A 20,818-nucleotide genomic window follows, 5' to 3' on the forward strand; every position below is an offset into this window, starting at 1 on the left:
TGGCCAGGCATCATTGGTGATTGAGCTCCCATATCTTGATAACCAGACTCTTCTGGCACACCCTGCATCTGTCCGTATGGTGGATTAGTACCTGGCATACCCTCGCCACCAGTTAAAGGTGAATACATTTGCGGCATAAAAGGTGATGATTCCTCATACATATCAGGACCTACATTTGCCCCTGCCACCATATCTGGCTGATGCGGCATCTGTGCCTCTGGCATATAAGCCCCCTGAACCTGCGGGAATGGCTGCTGACCATACATCGGCATTTGTGGGAAAGGCATTGGTTGAACACCCATTGGAGGACACGGCATTGGTTGGGCCGGCATATACGCACCCTGCACTTGAGGGTAAGGCATTGGCGGACCTGGGTAACATGGATCGAAACATGGATTAAAATAATTAGGTGTATATGGATTCATTGGCTGGTATTGACCTCCTACATACTGATTCATTGGGGATTCCATAACTGGCGACTCTTCCATTGGGCTTTCTTGAACCGGTTTTACCTCCGGCAGTACATTCAATGGCTTTGGCGGCAATTGCGGCAAAGACTTTGGCTGCTCTTTAACGTTGATATTAGCCATATTTGTCATAAAATAGTTTTGAAGATCTACTTCAGGAATTGGCATCGGCATTTTAGGTTGAAATGGCTGTTTGGGTTGCTCAATTGGTTTTTCCTTCGGAACTTCCTTTACTGACTCTACAGGCTTTGGTGCAGCCTTGGGAACCTCTATTGGTTGGGCTTTTGGTACTTGTTTTGGTGCCTCGATCGGTTTTACCTTCGGCGCTGCTTTCGGTGTCTCGATTGGTTTTACTTTCGGTGCTGCTTTCGGTGTCTCGATTGGTTTTACTTTCGGTGCTGCTTTCGGTACTTCAATCGGTTTTGGCTTTTCAACCACTTCCGGCTGGGCTTTCGGTACCTCGATTTCCTTAGGCATTTCCTTTGGTTTCTCTTTTATCATCTCTTTTGTAATCGGCTGCTCTTTCTTCGGCATTTCCTTTTTCGCACCCATATTAATTTTTGTCCCCTGTACTCCAGTCGGAGCCTCTTTCTTTATATTGCCTCCTGATGTTGGGACTTTTATTTTCATACCGGGCATAATCATATCGGGGTTGCTAAGCTGTGAATTCATCTTTTTAAGCTCTTCGAAATTTACGCCGTACTTCTTTGCGATTTTCCAAAGAGTATCCCCTTTTTGTACGATATGGATTTTCACTCTGATTTCCCTCCCATGCATAAGTCCTTTCATTCTATGTTGAATTGGGCAAATTGCTAATTTAAACTTCATAAAAACTTATGCTATTTCTTGAATAAATATGATTACACAAAAAAAGTGTCAGGCACCTTAAAAAGACAACAGTCCTTTTAAAGTGCCTGACACCATGCGATAACACTATGTGAGCTTATTTTTGCAGCATTCTATCAAGTGCAAGCTTTGCTTTTGCTGCTACTTCTTCATCTACTTTAATTATATTCCCGGATTCCCCCTTCTCAATTGACTCTAGTGACCAAGCCAAATGTGGAAGATCGATCCGATTCATCGTTAGACAGGAGCACATATATGGATTTAATGAAACAATATGTTTATCAGGATGCTGTTGAATAATTCTGCTCACTAAATTCTGTTCAGTACCGATTGCCCATGATGAACCCGGTGCAGCATTCTTAATTGCTTCAATTATATAATTAGTTGAACCAGCGAGGTCACTTAAAGCAACAACTTCACGTGAGCATTCAGGATGAACAATAATCTTCATTTCCGGGTGTTTTTCACGAACACTTTGAACATTGGCAACGGTGAAATTTTCATGAACAGAGCAATGCCCCTTCCATAAGATAACTTTCACATGATCGATTTCACCATCATATTCAAGTTTATTTTCCTGTGGGTTCCACACCGCCATTTCCCCTAATGAAACGCCTAAATTGTAGGCTGTATTTCGACCGAGATGCTGATCAGGCAGGAATAGAATTCGTTCCTTTTGCTCAAATGCCCACGAAACCATTTTCTCTGCATTAGAGGAAGTAACAGTTGCTCCTCCATGTTCACCGACAAACGCCTTAATAGCTGCCGTTGAGTTCACATAGGTTAATGGAAGAATGGTGTTGCCAAAGGTTTCCATTATTACTTCCCATGCTCTTTCTGTTTGATAGATGTCTGCCATATCGGCCATTGAACAGCCTGCACGCATATCTGGCAAAAATACCTTTTGCTCTGATGTCGTTAATATATCAGCTGTTTCGGCCATGAAATGAACACCACAAAATGCAATAAATTCTGCATCTCTGTTCTGTGCAGACAGCTGAGCAAGTACTAAAGAATCCCCTGTTGCATCAGCAAATTGAATAACCTCATCCTTTTGGTAATGATGCCCTGGAATAAACAAGCGATTCCCTAATCTCGCTTTTACTTCTCTAACACGATTTTCCAGTTCATCTACAGTCATTTGTTTATATATATCCGGTATCATTGTTCTATTCATTGTCTGTAAAATTGACATATCCCCACACCCCTTATAATAGTCTAAGAAACCATAAAACTAGTATTCTATCCTATTTTAACCTTCACACTGATATCTAGCGCCTTCACTGTATGCGTCAATGCACCGAGTGAAATGACATCGACACCTGTATCACTGTAATCAGACAGATTTTCTAGGCTAATTCCGCCTGAGGCCTCTGTCCGAATCTCTTCCGGAACAAGTCCAATCCATGCTTTAATTTCTTCAGGAGTTCGGTTATCAAACATAATGACATCTGCTTTTGCGGAGATTGCTTCCAGCAATTGTTCCTTTGTTTCAACCTCAACCTCTATTTTTACCATGTGACCAATTTGAGAACGTGCCTTTTCAACTGCCTTCGAAATGGAGCCGGCAAACGATATATGATTATCTTTGATCATTACTGCATCATACAAGCCAAAGCGGTGATTTGTCCCACCGCCACATCTTACCGCATGTTTTTCCAGCATCCGTAAGCCCGGGGTTGTTTTTCTTGTATCGGTAACTTTTGTATGCTCGCTGTTTAATAGTCTGATAGCTTCATTCGTTTGCGTAGCAATACCGCTCATTCTTTGAACAAGGTTTAGCACAACCCGCTCACCTTTGAGCAAGCTTGATACTTTGCCTTTCACACTCGCAAAGGTTTGCCCTTTCTCAATTCGATCCCCTTCCTTCACGCTTAGATCGATTACGCAATCAGGATCTAATAAAGGAAAGCCCGTGCGAATCACATCTTCACCGCAAAATATTCCGTTTGCCTTTGCGATAAAAACGATTTCACCCATCTCTTCTTCTCCGAAAATGGATTCACTTGATAGGTCTCTGTCCCCTATATCTTCAATAAAAAACTGTTCAAGTTGTAAGCGTAATTTTAGCTTGTTCAACGCGACCACCCTTTTTATGTTGTATTATTTGTGTCTGCTCCCATGATTTTTCTTCATGTGGATAATCAATACGAAGATGTCCCCCGCGGCTTTCAGTTCTTGCTATAGCAGCTTTCGTGACCAGCCATGAGCTAATCAGCATAAATACTTTATTTATTTCCTCGACTGATAAATGATCTAAATCTGCCTCTAGCCATTGATCAATCGCAAATCCCTCAAGAAAATCCAATTGTTTTTTCAGCTTATCCTTAGACCGCACAATGCCGGTTCGATCCATCATACTATTTTTCAGCTTTGAAATTTCAGGTAAAAGACTGCGAGAAGGTGTAATCCTTTCATTTGCTCTTCTTCGAACCAATGTCTTCCCTTCAACCTTCGATTCATTGATAAAGGCTGCTAATCGCCTGCCAAAAAATAACCCTTCCAGTAAAGAGTTGCTTGCAAGTCGATTTGCCCCGTGAACACCTGTACATGCCGCTTCGCCGATCGCATAAAGATTAGGAATCGTGGTTTGTCCATTTAAATCAGTGACAATACCTCCCATTAAAAAGTGACAGCCTGGGACGACAGGTATTTTTCCACCTTTCACATCAATCCCATTCTCCCTGCAGATGGAGGCAACCGTTGGGAAATGAGCCTCAAAATTTTCAAGCGAAGAGATATCCAGGTAAATGGTATGCCCTTTTTTCATCCATTCAAAAATGGTTTGTGAAACAACATGTCTTGGGGCTAAATCTTTATAGGGGTGAACACCCTCCATGATGTATATGCCTTCCTCCGTAACCAGCCTTGCACCTTCACCTCTTACTGCCTCCGATACAAGCCCTGCTCCCTTCCCATTCGCAAGTAAAAGGGTTGGATGAAATTGCACAAATTCCATGTCTGAAAGTTCCGCCCCTGCACGGTAGGCAAGTGCTAATCCATCCCCTGTCACCGTTTCAGCATTAGATGTAAAGCTGTAGATTTGTCCAAGACCGCCGGTAGCGATGACTGTGTGATCAGCAAACACTTGAATTGATCGCCCATTGTGATCTTTTCCCTTTACTCCGATACATCTATCATTACTAATCAATAATTCATAGACTGTTATATTTTCAATTATGGTAATATGGTCAATTTGTTGGTTTAAAAAGTCGACGACTGTTTTTCCTGTTGCATCTCCGCCGCCGTGGATAATTCTTTTCTCACTGTGTGCACCTTCCAGTCCCAGCTTAACATGACCAGATCCATCACGATCAAAGGGACAGCCTTCAGAAAGAAGCTCATTAATTAATTCTGGCGCCTCCTGTGTCATTAAAGAAACAGCTTCATGGTTATTATGATAACGTCCTGCTTCTAATGTATCTTGATAGTGTTTCGATGGGTCATCATGTTCTGATAATGCAACAGCAATTCCTCCTTGCGCTAAATAAGAATTACTGGTTGTAACCTCAGCTTTTGTGATAATTATCACATGTAAGTCACTACTTAGCTTTTTAGCCAATTGTAAAGCCGCTATCCCACTACCAATAATGATTACATTTGCTCGCATTCTTCTTCATCTGCCCTTCATCTTCCCTTTACAAGTTAACAGGTGTCTTGACACATATATTTACATAGATTTAAACTAATGACAAGTATTTTTTTACTATTTTCCTACAGAAATGCCCATGTGAAATTCTGATCATTTTATTACTCTATTAAAAATCGTGAAAAAGTTGGTGAAAAACAATGATATATTTTGATTATGCAGCAACTACTCCGCTTGATTCTGAAGCGGCCAAAATATATGTCCAAGCGGCAACTGAGTATTACGGCAATACAGGAAGTCTCCATGATATCGGCAGTACGGCAAAAGACATCCTTGAAAATTGCCGACAGGAATTTGCACAGCTTTTAGGTGTAGCAAAGGATGGAGTTTTTTTTACCAGCGGCGGGTCAGAAAGTAATTTTCTCGGAATCCACGCACTCCTTTCAGCTAAGAAAAAAAAAGGCTCACATATTATTTCCAGCATGGCAGAGCATTCTTCTATACGCAGCACATTAGATGCATTATCATTACAGGGCTATGAGATTACGCTCCTGCCTTTTACGGAAAAGGGACAAATTGATTTCGAAAGGCTGAAACAATCAACCCGGGAAGATACGGTTTTAATTGCAATCCAACATGGAAATTCAGAAATCGGTTCCCTGCAGCCTATCGAAGAAATAGGAAACTGGTGTCAACAGCAACAAATCCTTTTTCATAGTGATTGCGTTCATACATTCGGTAAACTCAATTTGAGAAAAATAACCAATTTGGTAGACAGTCTATCCATTTCGTCACATAAATTCTACGGTCCAAAAGGAATCGGGGTTGCTTATATCAATCCAAGGCTTGCCTGGAAGGCTCATTTTCCAGGAACAACACATGAAAAAGGCTTCAGGCCTGGTACAGTGAATGTTCCTGCAATTGCTGCCATGACAGTTGCAGCCCAGAAAGTCATGGAAGAGCGCGAATCACAATTCGCCGATATGAAAAAACTTCGCCAGCTGCTATTGTCAAGCATGGCTGAAGCCGAGGACCGTATAACTGTTTACCAAAATGATGAGGAATTTCAGCTGCCACATACGCTTGGAATGCGTCTAAACGGGCTGGAAGGACAATGGGTGATGCTTGAATGCAATAGACTCGGATTTGCCATATCTACAGGAAGCGCCTGCTCAACAGGCCTTACTTCACCATCAAAAACCATGACAGCCATGAATATACCAGTGAAAATTGGTAAGGAATTCATCCGCATTTCATTTGGGCACAATACAACTGAACAGGATGTGAAGGAGCTTGGCAAAACGCTGTTAAGCATCATTCACGATAAGCAATAAGGGGGAAAAGATGTGAACGAACAGAAAAAGATTTTCGGAGAGGAAAGACGAACACTGCTGCTGGCTCTCTTAAAAGAAAGCAATGAACCAATGACAGGCAATGAATTAGCTGCTAAAACAAATGTGAGCAGACAAGTAATAGTTGGCGATATTTCCTTATTAAAAGCACGTAATGAACCGATAATGGCCACCAGCCAAGGCTATCTTTATTTAAAAAGTAATTCTCCTGTTACGATGTTTGAGCGTACCATCGCCTGCAACCATCTTCCTGAGCGAACCGAGGAGGAATTATATATTTGTGTTGACCATGGCGTAACCGTTAAGGATGTAAGGATTGAACATCCAGTATATGGTGATCTAACCGCCTCTATTTTAGTTTCCAACCGTAAGGAAGTAAAACAGTTTATCGAAAAAATAAAATCAACCCAATCATCGTATTTACTAGAGCTTACGAACGGAATCCATCTTCATACCATTTGCGCCCCATCAGAAAAAGCCTTGGATGATGCCGTAGAAGCCTTAAGGAAGGAGCACTTTCTCATCGATTCAAATGACTGAATCAAAATAACATAAAAAACGAGTCAGAACACATCTCTCCCAGCTGGTTCTGACTCGTTTTTTATTTTTTTAATTGATAATATGGATAGCTGCCTAATACCTTTACATGGCAGTCCAGTGCTTCAATTTCCGCAATCGCACCTGGAATTAACACATCATCAAGCGCTGTATCTAAATCCACAATAAAGAAGTAATTTCCAAGACCTGTCTTTGTCGGTCTTGACTCTATTTTAATTAAATTCAGCTTTCTCCAAGCAAACGCGGATAAGACTTGGTGAAGGGCACCGGAGTGGTCTGCCGGGAGTGTAACCATTAGTGTCGTTTTATACCCAACATAATTTGGCTTAATAGGCAGATTAATAGGCTGTTTTGATAAGAAAATAAATCGGGTATGGTTAAAGTCAAAATCATGGATATCATGTTTCGCAATCACAAGACCATATTCCTCTGCTGCTAAATCATTGGCAATTGCTCCAATTGGCTCGTCAGGATGCTCCGCCACATATTGTGCAGCACCAGCAGTGGAAGTAAATCCTTCTGCTCTCACACCCTTTAACTCACGATGCAGAAACTTATGGCACTGCGCAATGGCATGTGTATGACTATATATCGTCTTTAATTCATTCCAGTTCTCCAGCTGATTAGGATGGACCATTAAATGCTGGCGGATCGGTGCAGAAAGTTCTCCTCTAATCGGTAAATCCACAACATGGATCAAGTAATCAAGTGTTATATTAACCGAACCTTCCAATGCATTTTCAAGCGGAACAACCGCTATATCTATTTCGTCATTCACGACAGCATCAATGCAGTCAGGAATAGTTGTATAGGCAACTGATTCATATTCTGGAAACATTTCTCGTACGGCCAAATCTGTAAATGTTGCTCTTGGACCTAAATAACCTGTTTTCACTTCACAATTCTCCCTATTTAGTATTTTACAAATACTTTAACATTTAGAAAAATAATTGTACATCATTTTACAAAGATAATTTATTATAAAAAAAGGTGCTGCTTCAAGTGCGTTTTATGCACCTGAACCAAGCACCTCCACTTTTTCAACGAACTCCAAACGTCTAAGCCTTGTTAAGAGCTCATCTATATCCACTTCCATATCTGCTGCATTAACGGATAGCGTTACGTTTGCCCTTCCTTGAAGTGGAATGGTTTGATGTATCGTCAGCACGTTACAGCCCGTTGAAGCAACCGTTGTTAATAGATGTGAAAGAGTACCCGAACGATCCTCTAAGTAGAAAAACAAGGTAATCAAGCGTTCTTTTACGATGGTGTGAAATGGGAAAACTGTATCTCGATATTTATAGAATGCACTTCTGCTTAAGTCAACACGCTGGACAGCATCCCAGACTGATTCTGCTTTTCCCCGGTCGATCATTTCCTTTGCCTCGAGTGTTTTCTTCATTGCCTCAGGCAGAACATCTTCCCTAACTAAATAAAACTTTTTGTCAGCTTTATCATGTCTCATACCTCTACCCCCAAAAACAAATACACAAGCACCTCTACATTATTCTTGGCTTGCGTTTAAACGATGTTTTCCCTACAACGCAGTTTTTCACAGGTATTTAAAAAGGCCTATTCAATAAATTCAAACTCAAATTCTAACAGCTTAACCGTATCGCCATCTTTTGCCCCTTTTTCACGAAGCGCCTCATCGACACCCATACCACGAAGCTGGCGGGCAAATCGTTTTACAGACTCATCTCTTGAAAAATCGGTCATCTTAAATAGCTTTTCAACTGCATCACCATACAAGACAAAGCTACCGTCAGGATCCCGCGAAATTTCAAATTCCTTCTGCTCTGCTTCATGCTTGTAAAGAACATGGTGTGCACCTGTATCCTCTGTTTCAGCCTCCAGCGGAAATTCAGGTGTCTGTTCAATCTTATCAGCTATGGCAAACAAAAGGTCTCGAAGTCCTTTTCTTGTAACAGCAGAAATGGGGAAAATAGGATAATCCTCTTGGAGTTTCTTTTTAAACTCCTCCAGATTACCTTCCGCTTCAGGCATATCCATTTTATTGGCAACAATGATTTGCGGTCTTTCCATCAAACGCAAATTATATTGTTCTAATTCTTTATTAATTGTAACATAATCCTCATAAGGATCACGGCCTTCCATAGCCGCCATATCAATTACATGCACAATGACTCTCGTTCTCTCAATATGCCGTAAAAATTGATGTCCAAGGCCGACTCCAGAATGCGCACCTTCAATCAATCCCGGCAAATCTGCCATGACAAAGCTGCGGCCATCCTCCGTTTCAACCATCCCTAAATTAGGAACAAGCGTGGTAAAGTGATAATCTGCAATTTTCGGTTTTGCTGATGAAACAACAGACAATAATGTTGATTTTCCTACACTTGGGAAACCAACGAGTCCCACATCCGCTAGGAGCTTTAATTCAAGAATAATATCCCTTTCCTGACCCGGTTCACCATGCTCTGAAAGCTCTGGGGCCGGATTTGCAGGAGTGGCAAAACGGGAATTACCTCTTCCGCCTCTTCCACCTTTAGCGATAACCGCACGCTGCCCATGCTCTGTTAAGTCTGCAATAACAGCATTCGTTTCAGCATCTGTTACAACGGTTCCAGGCGGCACTTTGACAATCATGTCCTTCGCGCCTCTTCCATGTTGATTTTTTGACATCCCATGTTCTCCGCGGGTAGCCTTAAAATGACGTTGATAGCGGAAATCCATCAAGGTACGTAAACCTTCCTCCACTTCAAATACGACGTCCGCACCTTTACCGCCGTCCCCACCTGCAGGACCGCCCTTTGGAACATATTTCTCACGGCGAAAGGCGACCATACCGTTACCGCCATCTCCGCCTTTAACATAAACTTTGACTCGATCCACAAACATATTTCATTTCCTCCAAACAATATTTTGGAACAAGAGCTCACTTATAAGGAATCATCACCTCAAGTGTTAATTCCCGCTCATTCATATCAAACTGAATTACATCTATCCCAAAAGAAGTATTATGTAAAAATGGCTCTAATGATTCTTTATTCTCTATTATTCCACAAAAGTCAAAAAAGAAACGAAGACCGTCCTGCTGTTGTTCAATTGTTAGGATTAAATGATTATCATAATAGCTTTTTATACTTTCATTTAAAATAGTAAAAAACGTACTTGTCCATTGGGTTAGCTCATTATCATCAAGTATTCCGCGCTTATAATCATCAATCACTTCAAACTCCAATTTAAATGATTCCATTTCCCAATTATGCAATAGGAGCAGTGAAGTAAAATGAGGAAGGTTCAAATTCGATAACTTGGTTTCATGCTGTGCCTCGACAACAATTTCCCCAATTATTTCTTTGACACGGTCCATTTTATTTAAATCAATATTTCCCTTAATTAATTGCAGCTTGTTTAGCCAGTCATGTCGTACATGACGTAGTACCTCAACCGTATTCCATTCTTTTTTCATATTCAATAATACCCCTACACATTTTTTTAGTGTCAGAAGACTGCTTTTTGCTAGTATATCAAAAAAGTCAGATAGAGTAAGCAATTTAATGGAAAAAAGAAGAAACATATATCCGATTTTACATTTTTTCAGTAACATAAAGAAAACTCTAACCAGAATAGTTAGAGTTTTCATCATCTTATGCTTCTTGGGCTGCAGGGTATACGCTCACTTGTTTACGATCACGGCCTACACGCTCAAATTTAACAACACCGTCAACTTTAGCGAATAGAGTATCGTCGCCGCCACGGCCAACGTTTACTCCTGGATAGATTTTCGTACCGCGCTGGCGATAAAGAATGCTTCCGCCAGTTACGAATTGACCATCCGCACGCTTAGCACCTAGGCGCTTTGAGATAGAGTCACGACCGTTCTTAGTTGAACCTACTCCTTTTTTAGAAGCGAAAAACTGAAGATCTAATTTCAATAACATTGTATTCCACCTCCTACTTTTTGAAGGTTATTTTTATGTGCTCTCCGTATTGTTCTTCAATCGTTTGTAAGGAAATCACCATTGCCTCAAGTAAGAGTTGAATTTTCTCCTGTACCTTGTCCGGAATATTTTCTGGAACGGCACAGCTTAAAAATCCATCCTGACCTTGCTCAATCTCAGGGATAATTCCTGTTAACTCATGAACAGCATTAATTGCTCCAAAGGATACAGCAGATGCTCCTGCACAGACAATATCCTGACCATGTCCAGCAAATAATGCATGTCCCGTCATCGTGAACGATTGAATCAATCCAGATACGTTACGATTAATCGTAATTTTTATCATCTTAAACCTTACGCGTTGATTTTTTCAACAACAACTTTTGTGTATGGCTGACGATGACCTTGCTTTTTACGGTAGTTTTTCTTGGCTTTATATTTGAAAACAATGATCTTCTTAGCGCGACCTTGTTTTTCAACTTTAGCTGTAACTGTAGCACCCTCAACAACTGGGCTTCCTACCTTTACATTTTCACCACCAACGAAAAGAACCTTATCAAAAGTAACTGTTTCGCCTGCTTCAGCGTTTAACTTCTCAATGTAGATCGTTTGACCTTCTTCTACTTTGATTTGCTTACCGCCTGTTTCAATAATTGCGTACATGAACTGCACCTCCTTATAAACTCAGACTCGCCAATTGCAGGTGTTTTGTAATATAACAAACTCTTAATACCTGTTCTGAGCGGTTGTAGCACGGGTGCTACAAACATAACATGAAAATAGTATCACATGAAGAAAGATAATGTCAATATAGAATTGAAATGACAAAATAATTATCCTATTTCATGCCGCTTCCTTCTTAACGAATCTTCCCAATATGATAGAAAGGCTGCTGACTTGAACGAACCTCAAAGGACAGGGTAAATCCCAATATCTCTTTCAGTCTATTTTGATGAACGTTTTGTTCCCCGCAAAAAAACTGTTTGACCTCTTCTGTTAACTCAATGACCATTTCGTCAATATCTCGATATCTATATTCATAAAGCTCCCGCTCAAGGCGGAATGCTATGGTTTCAGGACTAGGAATTTTTCCAGTACCCTCACAATGCGGACATTTCTCCATAAGGCTCTCTGAAAGGGAAACCTTTGTTTTCTTTCTCGTCAATTGTAAAATACCAAGCTGTGTAAAGCCAATTACATCTGTTCGCCGCTCATCCTTCTTTAGCTCTAATTTCATTTTCTCCATGACCTGGCTTCGTTCTTTTTCCTTCTTCATATCGATAAAATCGATCAAAATCATCCCGCCAATATCACGGAGGCGGATTTGTCGTGCCGCTTCTTCAGCTGCAAGCAGGTTGGTTTTTAATACCGTATCTGCTAAATCATTCTTGCCAGAGTATTTCCCTGTGTTTACATCAATAACGGTTAAGGCTTCAACCTCATCGATCACCAAATAGGCACCGTTATCAAGCCAGACAATCCGTTTTACTAATCTTTCTAATTCCCCATCCAAATGATAGAAAGAGAAAATATTTTCTTTCTCTTTATGGATGGATATCGGCAGCTGTGGAAATTCCTTTTGTAGTATGGCCGCCAATTGGCGGTCATCAGCAATGATCTCTACCTCATCTTCTATCTGTTTAATTTCCGATATCATCTCTGAAACAAAATGATCCTGTTCAAGTAAAATTCCCGGTTTTTTCATCGCCATTGCCTTTATCTCAAGCTCATGATAAGCATGTCTAAGCTCAGCTAATTCCATACGAATATCCTGCTCGGAAGCGGTTAGACTTGCCGTTCTGAATATTAGACCCTCGTCCTCTTCTTTGATTTCATAACCAAATTTCCGCATTTTTTCTCTATCTTCCAGCTGCTCCATTTTTTTTGATACTGCCACATACTTTCCTTTTGGCATATAAATCACATGTTGACCAGCAATTTCCACAACAGCATTTAATCTTGGGCCTTTTGTGCCTGTAGCATCCTTGTCCACCTGTACGATTAGCCTTTCACCTTGATGAACAAAGGATGAAATAGTCTTATTTTCCTTTTGCGTCTTTTCTTCTTCTGACAACACAAAAGAAGGTAATTTATTACGATAGATAAAGCCATTCTTTCCTTCCCCGATTTCAACAAAGGCTGCATTCATTCCAGGAAGCACTTTTGTTACGGTACCGATATATATGTTCCCAACAAGAGAGGAATGTCTTGGCTGCTTCACCAAAAGCTTTTCCATTTTTTTATTATGTAATAGGGCAAAGCGTTTCTCTCTTGTTATGTAATTAACTACTAGTTTCTTCAATTCCTATATCCTCGCTTTTCCAACTTGAAAATGAGAAAATGAGTGAACAACATGCTATTCACTCATTTTCTCTCACTCTTATTATTATCTCGATTTAATATGGATAAAGCAACTCTCCGATTTTTGCATGAAGCATTTTCTCAGAAAAATATGCATGAAGTAATTCATTTTCATCTAATTGCTCCGTTTCTGCGTCTTCCTTTTCAATGATAATCAAATGCTTGCAGCCGCGTTGAAATTGCTCCAGCACTCGGATGACAGACTCTTCCTCATGGACATATATATTCTTTAAGGTTTTAAATTCCATTTTGTTCCCATAGTAGCGTTCAAGTAGAAAGCGTACAAATACATAACGCCGCTGCTTCCATTCATAAAATAACGAAAAGCTTAAAAATCCTATCACAATCCATAAATTCAAATTAAAGGGCTGTATGAAAAGCAAGAGCATAAAGAAGAGCAGCAGGCTTACCGCAGAGATAATAATGGTTTTCTGATGTGCAGCTGGAAAGGACTCCTGCTGTGATCTCCATAAATATACAAGCTTTCCTCCGTCAAGCGGCCAAATTGGCAGCAAATTAAACAATAACACCATAATGTTAAAGTCAACAAATAGTGTATAAAAATGCGTTGGAATGAAGGAGAATTGATAGAGAATGAACGCTAAACCAATCATCCATAAATGCTGCAGAGGCCCAGCAAGCGTGACGAGCGCTTCTTCCTTTAACGGTCTGTTACCATGTTCGTCAACTTCTGCTACCCCGCCAAATGGCAGCAGTGAAATCCGTTTAATACGCCAAGAGAAAAAAGAAGCAGCAAACGCATGGCCCAGTTCATGCATAATAACGATAAACAAAAAAAGGGACAGTTCAATAAAATGAGCCGTCAAAATGGATAAAGCCATCACAAGCCATAACAAGGGATGAATATGAATAAATTTCAATAGCTTTACTAAATTAGTCAAATTGAATCACCTGTATCGGATCAACAAAATCTTCACCCTCTTTTATCGCAAAATAAAAGGAGCCTTTTGTTCCATCATCATTATCAGTCGCCTTTCCAACCTTTGTGCCCTTTTCAATGTATTGGTATAACGTAACATCTACTTCACTTAAATTGCCATACCATGATTCGCTTTTATCTGCATGCTGAATCACAACGGTTTGGCCAAATCCGTCCTGCTTGCCGATAAAACGCACAAGTCCTTCATTCATGGCCTCTACAGCTGCTCCTTGCCCAGTTTCAATGGTGATTCGTTGTCCGTTTTCACCAAAATCCTCTAGTATTTTACCTGAAGCAGGCAAAGCGTATTGCGGTTTCGTATCAGCTGGGCCTGCTTCCTCATTCTTTGAATCTGTAGTTGGCAGTAATGCCAATGTCTTGCCAAATGTACTTTCATACCAATCAGAAACTGCTGCAAATTGAAACTCTTCGTTCATAGACTTGGTAACAAATTCTCTAGCAGGGTCCAAAGCTGGGGTTGGATTTCGAAACATTATGGCTATAACCAGTACTACACAAGCAGAGGCTAATAGTTTAAAAATAAAAACTTCTTTTCGAAAAAGTGGATGATTCTCCTCATCAACTGGGCCGCTTTCATAAGATGTCATTCGATCAAAACCGTATCGCTCTTCATCTTCCGTCCATGGTAGCTTTGTTTCCATCTGCCGTGTCGACGTCCGCTCCCGTTGTTTTTTTCTTTTCTCAATCCTTTTTCGAATATCATCACTTCTTGATCGCATGATCCCCCCACCATTCCTTAAAGGCTTAGTAGTACAAGTCTATGAACAAGCACTGCTAATTATGACTGTCCATCATGATCGTAAATCGGCCAAAAGGGTTGTTTCAAATGAGAAGCACAGATCTGAGGAAAAAAATAAAACCGGAGATATCCCCGGTTTACTTTACACCAAAAAATTTCTTAAGTTTTTTAAATACACCAGTACTTTCGGGCTCTAACGATTGAAGCGGAATTGATTCACCCAATATTCTTCTCGCTATATTACGATAGGCGATACTCGCTCGACTGTTAGGATTTAACACAATCGGTTCCCCGCTGTTTGATGCTTTAATTACTTCATCATCATCCGCAACAATTCCGATTAATTCAATAGATAAATGAGCGGTCACTTCATCTACATCAAGCATATCGCCGCTTTTCATCATATGATTGCGGATGCGGTTAATAATCAGTCTAGGAGGCTCTACCCCTTCCTCCTTCTCTAGCAAGCCGATAATCCGGTCTGCATCCCTTACCGACGATACTTCCGGATTGGTTACTACAATCGCCTTATCAGCACCTGCTACGGCATTTTTGTAGCCTTGCTCGATACCCGCCGGGCAATCAATAATGATATAATCATAATCTTGCTTCAATCCATTAATTAAGTCCTTCATCTGCTCTGGTGTTACAGCTGATTTATCACTTGTTTGTGCTGCAGGAAGAAGATACAGAAGATCTTCAAAGCGTTTATCCTTTACAAGTGCCTGATGAAGCTTACATCTCCCCTCGATGACATCGACAAGATCGTAGATGATTCTATTTTCAAGACCCATGACTACATCAAGGTTACGTAAACCGATATCAGTGTCAACCAAACATACACGTTTCCCTTGAAGAGCCAATGCTGTCCCAAGGTTTGCAGAAGTGGTCGTTTTTCCAACTCCGCCTTTTCCTGATGTTATAACGATTGCTTCTCCCATCCTACCTTCCCCTCTCTAATCTCGTTAAATTCGGTCGAATATGCATTAATACTTGCAATTTATCAATCATGATCTGGTTATCTTCATTTATAAAAGCGCATTCCATTTCTCTTGGTTCCTCTTCATCATAATGATCTGGTGCCCGATTAATATGTTTACTAATTCGGAGCTGAGATGGCTTCATAATGGAAGCAGCAATAATTGCCTCACTATTCCCAAAACAGCCTGCATGGGCAATTCCTTTTAATACACCCATGATGAAAATATTTCCACCGGCGATCACTGTACCGCCCGGATTTACGTCGCCAATTAATAATAAATCTCCCGGTACCTTTAACACTTGACCGGAGCGGACAATTCCTGTGACAGAAACCACTTCTTGTTCCTGTTTCATTTTCTCGACATCTTCCTTTGTCATGACATTGGAAGTAATAGAGTCCACAACGAGATTCTTTTTTTGACTAATCAATGTTTCTAATTCTTCAGCATGCTGTTCCGTTAAATAACGGTTACCCACTTGGACTTTTACTGTGATTAGCTGATTGCCATCGTGTAAGCGGGAAGTTTCCGATAATTTCCACTGGAGCTCTTTTTTTAGCTCTTCAAAGGAACAACTATCGTTCAAGTGAAGAGTGAGCCCTTCTTTTGTTCCTTTAATGGTTACATTTTGGAGTTTTTTCATGTAAAGATGGTCACCTCAACTAGAGCACTGTATAAGATCAAATTCACCCGCCGAATTTGCGTCCGGAGGCTTACTTCAAATGAAGTTAAAAAATAGATTAAGAGAATTTATATTAAAGATGGATTATTCTTTCTTGATTGATTGATTGATTGATAAATACTTGGTTATTTTTATAATAAGCATGAATACCTAGTAAATAAAAACTGTTTTAATACTTCGACAAAAAATGTAAAATCTCCTTTATTAAAATAACAAAAAGCCATTTTAACAAAATGAATGATCAATTACAGGGATTAATTAAATTCGCCCGCCGAATGGGCAGCCGATTGTTTATCAGGATTCTTGATAAACTACCTTTTAAAAAATCGCTTACAAGAATTTACAGGCTGGTAAGATAAAGAAGCAAACGACTAAAGCATTTCGCTTTAATCGTTTCTTAGTGCTTCTGCATAGCTTTCCAAATACTTTTTCAAAGGAAAGGCAATGAGTACGATAAAAATAAAATTTAACAACAAGGTTGGCAAAAGCCTGCTATGAATAAAACTGGAAAATACCATGTCCGTTCTATCGATGATAAAATTCATTTCGTATACTCCTAATTCTAATAGGGTAACCCCCAATAGAGCAACCAAAGAAACAATGACAATATTACTTTGTAGGATCTTCATGATCCAAGAGGTAATATACGCAACTAATGGGAACATAAATAAATAAATCCCAATAATTTCAGTGTAGACAACATCGAACAGCAGACCAAAAACAAATCCGTAGATAATACCTTGTTTACGACTTCCATATATCGTTGTAAAAATAATAGACACGATTAGAAAATGTGGTACGACGATTCTCTTACTAACGAGTGATTCAACAGTTAGCAATTCAACAAAAATGCTCTCAAAAAGAAAACAGAGGCTGATAATGAGAGGAAGAAAAGCCTTTCTCACTTATTCTCCTCCTCCTCACCTATCATATCACTCAATTCCGGCTGGGTCATTCCACGTTTTGCAACCATGACATGTTCAATATCATAGAAATTAGCCCCAGGCTTTACATACGCCATTTGCGTTAATCCATATTCATCCGGAACAACCTCTTCCACTGTCCCAATCACAAGCTGCGATGGAAACACACCGCCCATACCAGATGTTTGGACAATCTGTCCTTTTTCTATCTTTGCTTCATATGGAATTCTTTTTAACAGAAGCATTTCTTTTTCCCGATCAAAACCTTCAATTTGGCCATAGTAGGTTTCAGTTCCGACTATTTCAGCTGAAACACGGTTGGTCGAATCATTTGAGCTTAATAATTGAACGGTTGATGTGAATTGCCGGCTGTTTTTTACCTTTCCAATTAAACCGGTTGATGTAATAACCGACATATCCTTTTTAATACCATCTGTTGAGCCCTTATTAATAATTAAAAGCTCATTCCAACGATCAGGATTACGGCCAATGACCGTTGCTTGAATTGGCTCGTAATTGCTTAAGGCATCCTTCTTATCCAGAATATCTCGCAATTCTTCATTTTCTTCAGTTAAGCTCTGTACATCAGCCTTTAATTGTGCCAGCTCATTTAATCGTGATTTTAATTGTTTGTTTTCTTCATATGTATTTTGCAAGTCGGTAACATTTTCAAAAAAACCGGCAAAGTAATGAGCCGGTCTTGACACAAGGGTTTGAACCCAGCCAGTTGTATCCTTCATAAACTGTTCCGGCCAGGTCAATTTGTCACGTTCCTTAAGTGAAAACCCTATTAATGCCACGAGAATGATAATGCTAACAAGCAAAATAATCAGGCGTTTGTTCAAAAAGAACTGTGGCATTTAGAACACCTCAATTTTCTGTGTTAGCGAGAATCTCGCGCTTTGTTTTTAAATAAGTGAATATGGTCGAGAGCTTTACCCGTTCCAATCGCAACACAATCTAATGGATTCTCTGCGATTAACACTGGCATTTTTGTTTCTTCGCTAATCACCTTATCCAGATTGCGTAATAGTGCGCCCCCGCCGGTTAAGACAATCCCTCTATCCATAATATCTGCTGCAAGCTCAGGAGGAGTTCTTTCAAGCGTTACTTTAACAGCATCCACAATCGCATCCACTGTGTCTCTTAAAGCCGCAGCGATTTCCGTTGCTGTAATTTCAATCGTTTTTGGCAGACCTGTTAATAGATCACGTCCGCGAATTTCCATATTGTCAATTCCATCTGCATCACCTGCAGAGCCGATTTCCATTTTAATTGCTTCTGAAGTCCGATCACCAATCATCAAATTATACGTTTTACGAATATAATTCACAATCGCATCATCCATCTCATCTCCCGCAATACGGATGGATTGGCTCGTTACAATGCCGCCTAAAGAAATGATGGCTACTTCTGTTGTACCGCCGCCAATATCCACTACCATGCTTCCAGTCGGTTCCCAAACAGGTAGGTTTGCTCCAATCGCAGCAGCAAACGGCTCTTCAATTGTATAAGCATCACGGGCTCCTGCCTGTCGTGTTGCATCAATGACCGCTCTTTCCTCCACTGCTGTAATACCGGATGGAACACAAACCATGACATACGGCTTACCAGAGAAGACACTCTTTGATTTCAAAGCTTCTTTTATATAGTATTTCATCATGACAGCAGTTGTATCATAGTCCGCAATGACCCCATCCTTCATCGGACGCATTGCTACTACGTTTCCTGGCGTTCTGCCGATCATATTCTTCGCATCGTTACCAACCGCTACAATGCTTTTTGTATCTGTTTGTAATGCCACAACAGAAGGTTCTCTAACAACTACCCCTTTTCCCTTCACATAAACGAGCGTATTTGCAGTACCGAGATCGATTCCAAGATCCCTTGTCCCAAATCCAAACATGATTGTATCTCCCTTTCTAAAACAAAATGCAAACTTTCAAGGTAAGGTCTTTCTGTCCTCTTGAAGTAGCAACGCCGACCCATTGATAAAAGTTTCACTTACTATTTTGTTGTTTCATTTTTCCCATAAACTAAGCAATAATGTATACAATAATCATCTTTATGTCCTAAATATTCGTGAGGATTCGTCAAAAAATCACAAACAATATTATATCCTAACGCCAGATAAAATCCTAGTCTTATAAATACCCTTTCTCCTTTAAAGATACAAATTTATTTTCGCCGATGATCAGATGATCGAGGAGTTCAATTCCAAGAAGCTTTCCACATTCAACGATTCTCCTTGTCACATCAATATCCTCACGGCTTGGAGAAGGGTCCCCGGAGGGGTGGTTATGAATACAAATTATAGAAGCGGCTGAACGGCGTAGAGCTTCTTTATATATTTCGCGAGGATGGACGATCGATGCATTTAAGCTGCCGATAAAGATGGTTTTTTTGTGGAGAACTTGATTTTTGGTGTTTAAGTACAGTGTAACGAAGTGTTCTTGGGAGAGGAATCTCATGTCATTCATGACATACTTTGCACCGTCTTCCGGTGAACGGATCACATACCGGTCATCATGCTGCAGATTGGAGATTCTTCTCCCTAGTTCAACTGACGCTAATATTTGAATCGCCTTTGCCGTTCCAATGCCTTTTAGCGTGGTCATTTCATCAAGGGTCGCATCCTTTAAAAGTCTTAATCCCTCAAAATGTGTAAGAAGACGATTTGAAAGCTGGAGGACAGATTCTTCTTTCGTGCCTGTTCTGAGCATAAGAGCAATTAATTCCTGATTTGATAAGCTTTCCGGTCCATATTGTATAAAACGTTCCCGCGGCCGTTCATCCTTTGGATAATCGCGGATCATTATTGATTCTGATTGCATGATTGTCTCCCTTTCTTAGTAAACCTGGGAGTACGATGAAAGATTAACTGCTATACCCGGCCTTTTTTAATTCTCTGATGGTTCGCGCAACCGGGAGACCGACGACAGAAAAATAATCTCCAGAGATCTTTTTTACAAGAAGACTGCCAAATCCTTGAATTCCATAGGCTCCCGCTTTATCGAAGGGCTCACCTGTGTCAAGATAGTCGTTAATTTCATCATCCGATAGCTCCCAAAATTCAACATCTGTTTTTTCGAAAAATTTGATTTTATTCGTTTCCGAAACAATCGCCACTCCTGTATAAACCGAATGAGTTCTGCCAGAAAGGCTTTTCAGCATAGAAAAAGCATCCTCCCGATTTTCCGGTTTGCCTAGAATGGTTTGATCCCTTACAACGACAGTATCTGAACCAATTACAATCGTTTCTGGATGCCCCTTCCATACGGCCGTTGCTTTTCGATAAGCTAATTCCATTACAATTTCCTCCGGACTCCATTCCGAATTATAATTCTCATCAACATCGCTGCTCACTGTTTGAAAAGTTAATTGGAGATTTTCAAGTAGTTCTTTTCGGCGTGGGGATGATGAGGCTAAAATGAGGGTTTTCATTTGCATCG

23 protein-coding genes and 1 other annotated feature are annotated in these 20,818 nt (G+C 40.3%); of the genes, 2 read left to right on the forward strand and 21 right to left on the reverse strand.

Translation table 11 applies throughout. The features are described 5' to 3' along the window. From safA to nadB, 4 genes are all read right to left on the reverse strand, one after another. Positions 1 to 1,223 (reverse strand): SafA/ExsA family spore coat assembly protein (safA, locus tag ACHUFV_RS08195; protein WP_394233084.1); only part of this gene is annotated, 1,223 nt, incomplete at its 3' end. 187 nt (positions 1,224 to 1,410) lie between these two features. Next, a complete protein-coding gene (nadA, locus tag ACHUFV_RS08200) occupies positions 1,411 to 2,508 on the reverse strand; it encodes a quinolinate synthase NadA (RefSeq protein WP_394233085.1) in 1,098 nt (365 codons plus the stop codon). Positions 2,509 to 2,555: 47 nt separating this feature from the next. Beyond that, positions 2,556 to 3,392 carry a carboxylating nicotinate-nucleotide diphosphorylase gene (nadC, locus tag ACHUFV_RS08205; RefSeq protein ID WP_394233086.1) on the reverse strand — a complete coding sequence of 279 codons (837 nt, stop codon included), beginning with the start codon at positions 3,390 to 3,392 and terminating at the stop codon, positions 2,556 to 2,558. Beyond that, positions 3,361 to 4,923 (reverse strand): L-aspartate oxidase, encoded by a 1,563-nt coding sequence (nadB, locus tag ACHUFV_RS08210; RefSeq protein ID WP_394233087.1) that lies wholly within the window; start codon positions 4,921 to 4,923, stop codon positions 3,361 to 3,363. The genes nadC and nadB overlap by 32 nt, the downstream gene beginning before the upstream one ends. A 179-nt stretch (positions 4,924 to 5,102) precedes the next feature. Between nadB and ACHUFV_RS08215 the strand changes: the two genes are divergently transcribed. Both ACHUFV_RS08215 and ACHUFV_RS08220 read left to right on the forward strand, forming a co-directional pair. Beyond that, positions 5,103 to 6,236, forward strand: coding sequence for an IscS subfamily cysteine desulfurase (locus ACHUFV_RS08215; protein WP_394233088.1), 1,134 nt, complete (start codon positions 5,103 to 5,105; stop codon positions 6,234 to 6,236). A 12-nt stretch (positions 6,237 to 6,248) separates the two neighbouring features. After that, positions 6,249 to 6,794, forward strand: a complete 546-nt coding sequence (locus tag ACHUFV_RS08220; protein WP_394233089.1) for a transcription repressor NadR — start codon at positions 6,249 to 6,251, stop codon at positions 6,792 to 6,794. A 61-nt stretch (positions 6,795 to 6,855) separates the two neighbouring features. Here ACHUFV_RS08220 and pheA read toward each other — a convergent pair whose 3' ends face one another. From pheA to ACHUFV_RS08305, 17 genes are all read right to left on the reverse strand, one after another. After that, positions 6,856 to 7,707, reverse strand: a complete 852-nt coding sequence (pheA, locus tag ACHUFV_RS08225) for a prephenate dehydratase (RefSeq protein ID WP_394233090.1) — start codon at positions 7,705 to 7,707, stop codon at positions 6,856 to 6,858. Between the two features lie 114 nt (positions 7,708 to 7,821). Next, positions 7,822 to 8,277, reverse strand: a complete 456-nt coding sequence (locus ACHUFV_RS08230) for an ACT domain-containing protein (protein ID WP_394233091.1) — start codon at positions 8,275 to 8,277, stop codon at positions 7,822 to 7,824. Between the two features lie 107 nt (positions 8,278 to 8,384). Beyond that, positions 8,385 to 9,674 (reverse strand): GTPase ObgE, encoded by a 1,290-nt coding sequence (obgE, locus tag ACHUFV_RS08235; protein ID WP_394233092.1) that lies wholly within the window; start codon positions 9,672 to 9,674, stop codon positions 8,385 to 8,387. A gap of 37 nt (positions 9,675 to 9,711) precedes the next feature. Continuing rightward, on the reverse strand, positions 9,712 to 10,248 hold the full coding sequence (locus ACHUFV_RS08240) for a Spo0B C-terminal domain-containing protein (RefSeq protein WP_394233093.1): 537 nt from the start codon (positions 10,246 to 10,248) through the stop codon (positions 9,712 to 9,714). 178 nt (positions 10,249 to 10,426) lie between these two features. Further along, positions 10,427 to 10,720 carry a 50S ribosomal protein L27 gene (gene rpmA, locus ACHUFV_RS08245; protein WP_071395902.1) on the reverse strand — a complete coding sequence of 98 codons (294 nt, stop codon included), beginning with the start codon at positions 10,718 to 10,720 and terminating at the stop codon, positions 10,427 to 10,429. 13 nt (positions 10,721 to 10,733) lie between these two features. After that, positions 10,734 to 11,066, reverse strand: coding sequence for a ribosomal-processing cysteine protease Prp (locus tag ACHUFV_RS08250; RefSeq protein WP_394233094.1), 333 nt, complete (start codon positions 11,064 to 11,066; stop codon positions 10,734 to 10,736). Positions 11,067 to 11,074: 8 nt separating this feature from the next. Next, on the reverse strand, positions 11,075 to 11,383 hold the full coding sequence (gene rplU, locus ACHUFV_RS08255) for a 50S ribosomal protein L21 (protein WP_394233095.1): 309 nt from the start codon (positions 11,381 to 11,383) through the stop codon (positions 11,075 to 11,077). Between the two features lie 13 nt (positions 11,384 to 11,396). Then, positions 11,397 to 11,478 (reverse strand) — a sequence feature (ribosomal protein L21 leader region). 101 nt (positions 11,479 to 11,579) lie between these two features. Next, a complete protein-coding gene (locus ACHUFV_RS08260) occupies positions 11,580 to 13,022 on the reverse strand; it encodes an Rne/Rng family ribonuclease (protein ID WP_394233096.1) in 1,443 nt (480 codons plus the stop codon). Between the two features lie 94 nt (positions 13,023 to 13,116). Beyond that, on the reverse strand, positions 13,117 to 13,983 hold the full coding sequence (locus ACHUFV_RS08265; protein WP_394233097.1) for a M50 family metallopeptidase: 867 nt from the start codon (positions 13,981 to 13,983) through the stop codon (positions 13,117 to 13,119). After that, positions 13,976 to 14,761, reverse strand: coding sequence for a peptidoglycan DD-metalloendopeptidase family protein (locus ACHUFV_RS08270; RefSeq protein ID WP_394233098.1), 786 nt, complete (start codon positions 14,759 to 14,761; stop codon positions 13,976 to 13,978). The genes ACHUFV_RS08265 and ACHUFV_RS08270 overlap by 8 nt, the downstream gene beginning before the upstream one ends. A 157-nt stretch (positions 14,762 to 14,918) precedes the next feature. Continuing rightward, a complete protein-coding gene (minD, locus tag ACHUFV_RS08275; protein ID WP_394233099.1) occupies positions 14,919 to 15,722 on the reverse strand; it encodes a septum site-determining protein MinD in 804 nt (267 codons plus the stop codon). Between the two features lies 1 nt (position 15,723). After that, on the reverse strand, positions 15,724 to 16,404 hold the full coding sequence (gene minC, locus ACHUFV_RS08280) for a septum site-determining protein MinC (protein WP_394233100.1): 681 nt from the start codon (positions 16,402 to 16,404) through the stop codon (positions 15,724 to 15,726). A gap of 425 nt (positions 16,405 to 16,829) precedes the next feature. Beyond that, a complete protein-coding gene (mreD, locus tag ACHUFV_RS08285) occupies positions 16,830 to 17,348 on the reverse strand; it encodes a rod shape-determining protein MreD (protein ID WP_394233101.1) in 519 nt (172 codons plus the stop codon). Beyond that, the gene (gene mreC / locus ACHUFV_RS08290; protein WP_394233102.1) at positions 17,345 to 18,226 is read right to left on the reverse strand and encodes a rod shape-determining protein MreC; all 882 of its coding nucleotides are present in this window, start codon (positions 18,224 to 18,226) and stop codon (positions 17,345 to 17,347) included. Before mreC ends, mreD begins: the two co-directional genes overlap by 4 nt. Before the next feature lie 23 nt (positions 18,227 to 18,249). Continuing rightward, entirely contained in the window at positions 18,250 to 19,272 is a 1,023-nt protein-coding gene (locus ACHUFV_RS08295) for a rod shape-determining protein (RefSeq protein ID WP_394233103.1), read from the reverse strand. A 238-nt stretch (positions 19,273 to 19,510) separates the two neighbouring features. Next, positions 19,511 to 20,200 (reverse strand): RadC family protein, encoded by a 690-nt coding sequence (radC, locus tag ACHUFV_RS08300; RefSeq protein ID WP_394233104.1) that lies wholly within the window; start codon positions 20,198 to 20,200, stop codon positions 19,511 to 19,513. A 43-nt stretch (positions 20,201 to 20,243) separates the two neighbouring features. After that, positions 20,244 to 20,810, reverse strand: coding sequence for a Maf family protein (locus tag ACHUFV_RS08305; protein ID WP_394233105.1), 567 nt, complete (start codon positions 20,808 to 20,810; stop codon positions 20,244 to 20,246). Positions 20,811 to 20,818 lie beyond the last annotated feature (8 nt).

This window comes from Niallia oryzisoli, assembly GCF_043641075.1.
Classification (GTDB): Bacteria; Bacillota; Bacilli; order Bacillales; family Cytobacillaceae; genus Bacillus_BD; species Bacillus_BD oryzisoli_A.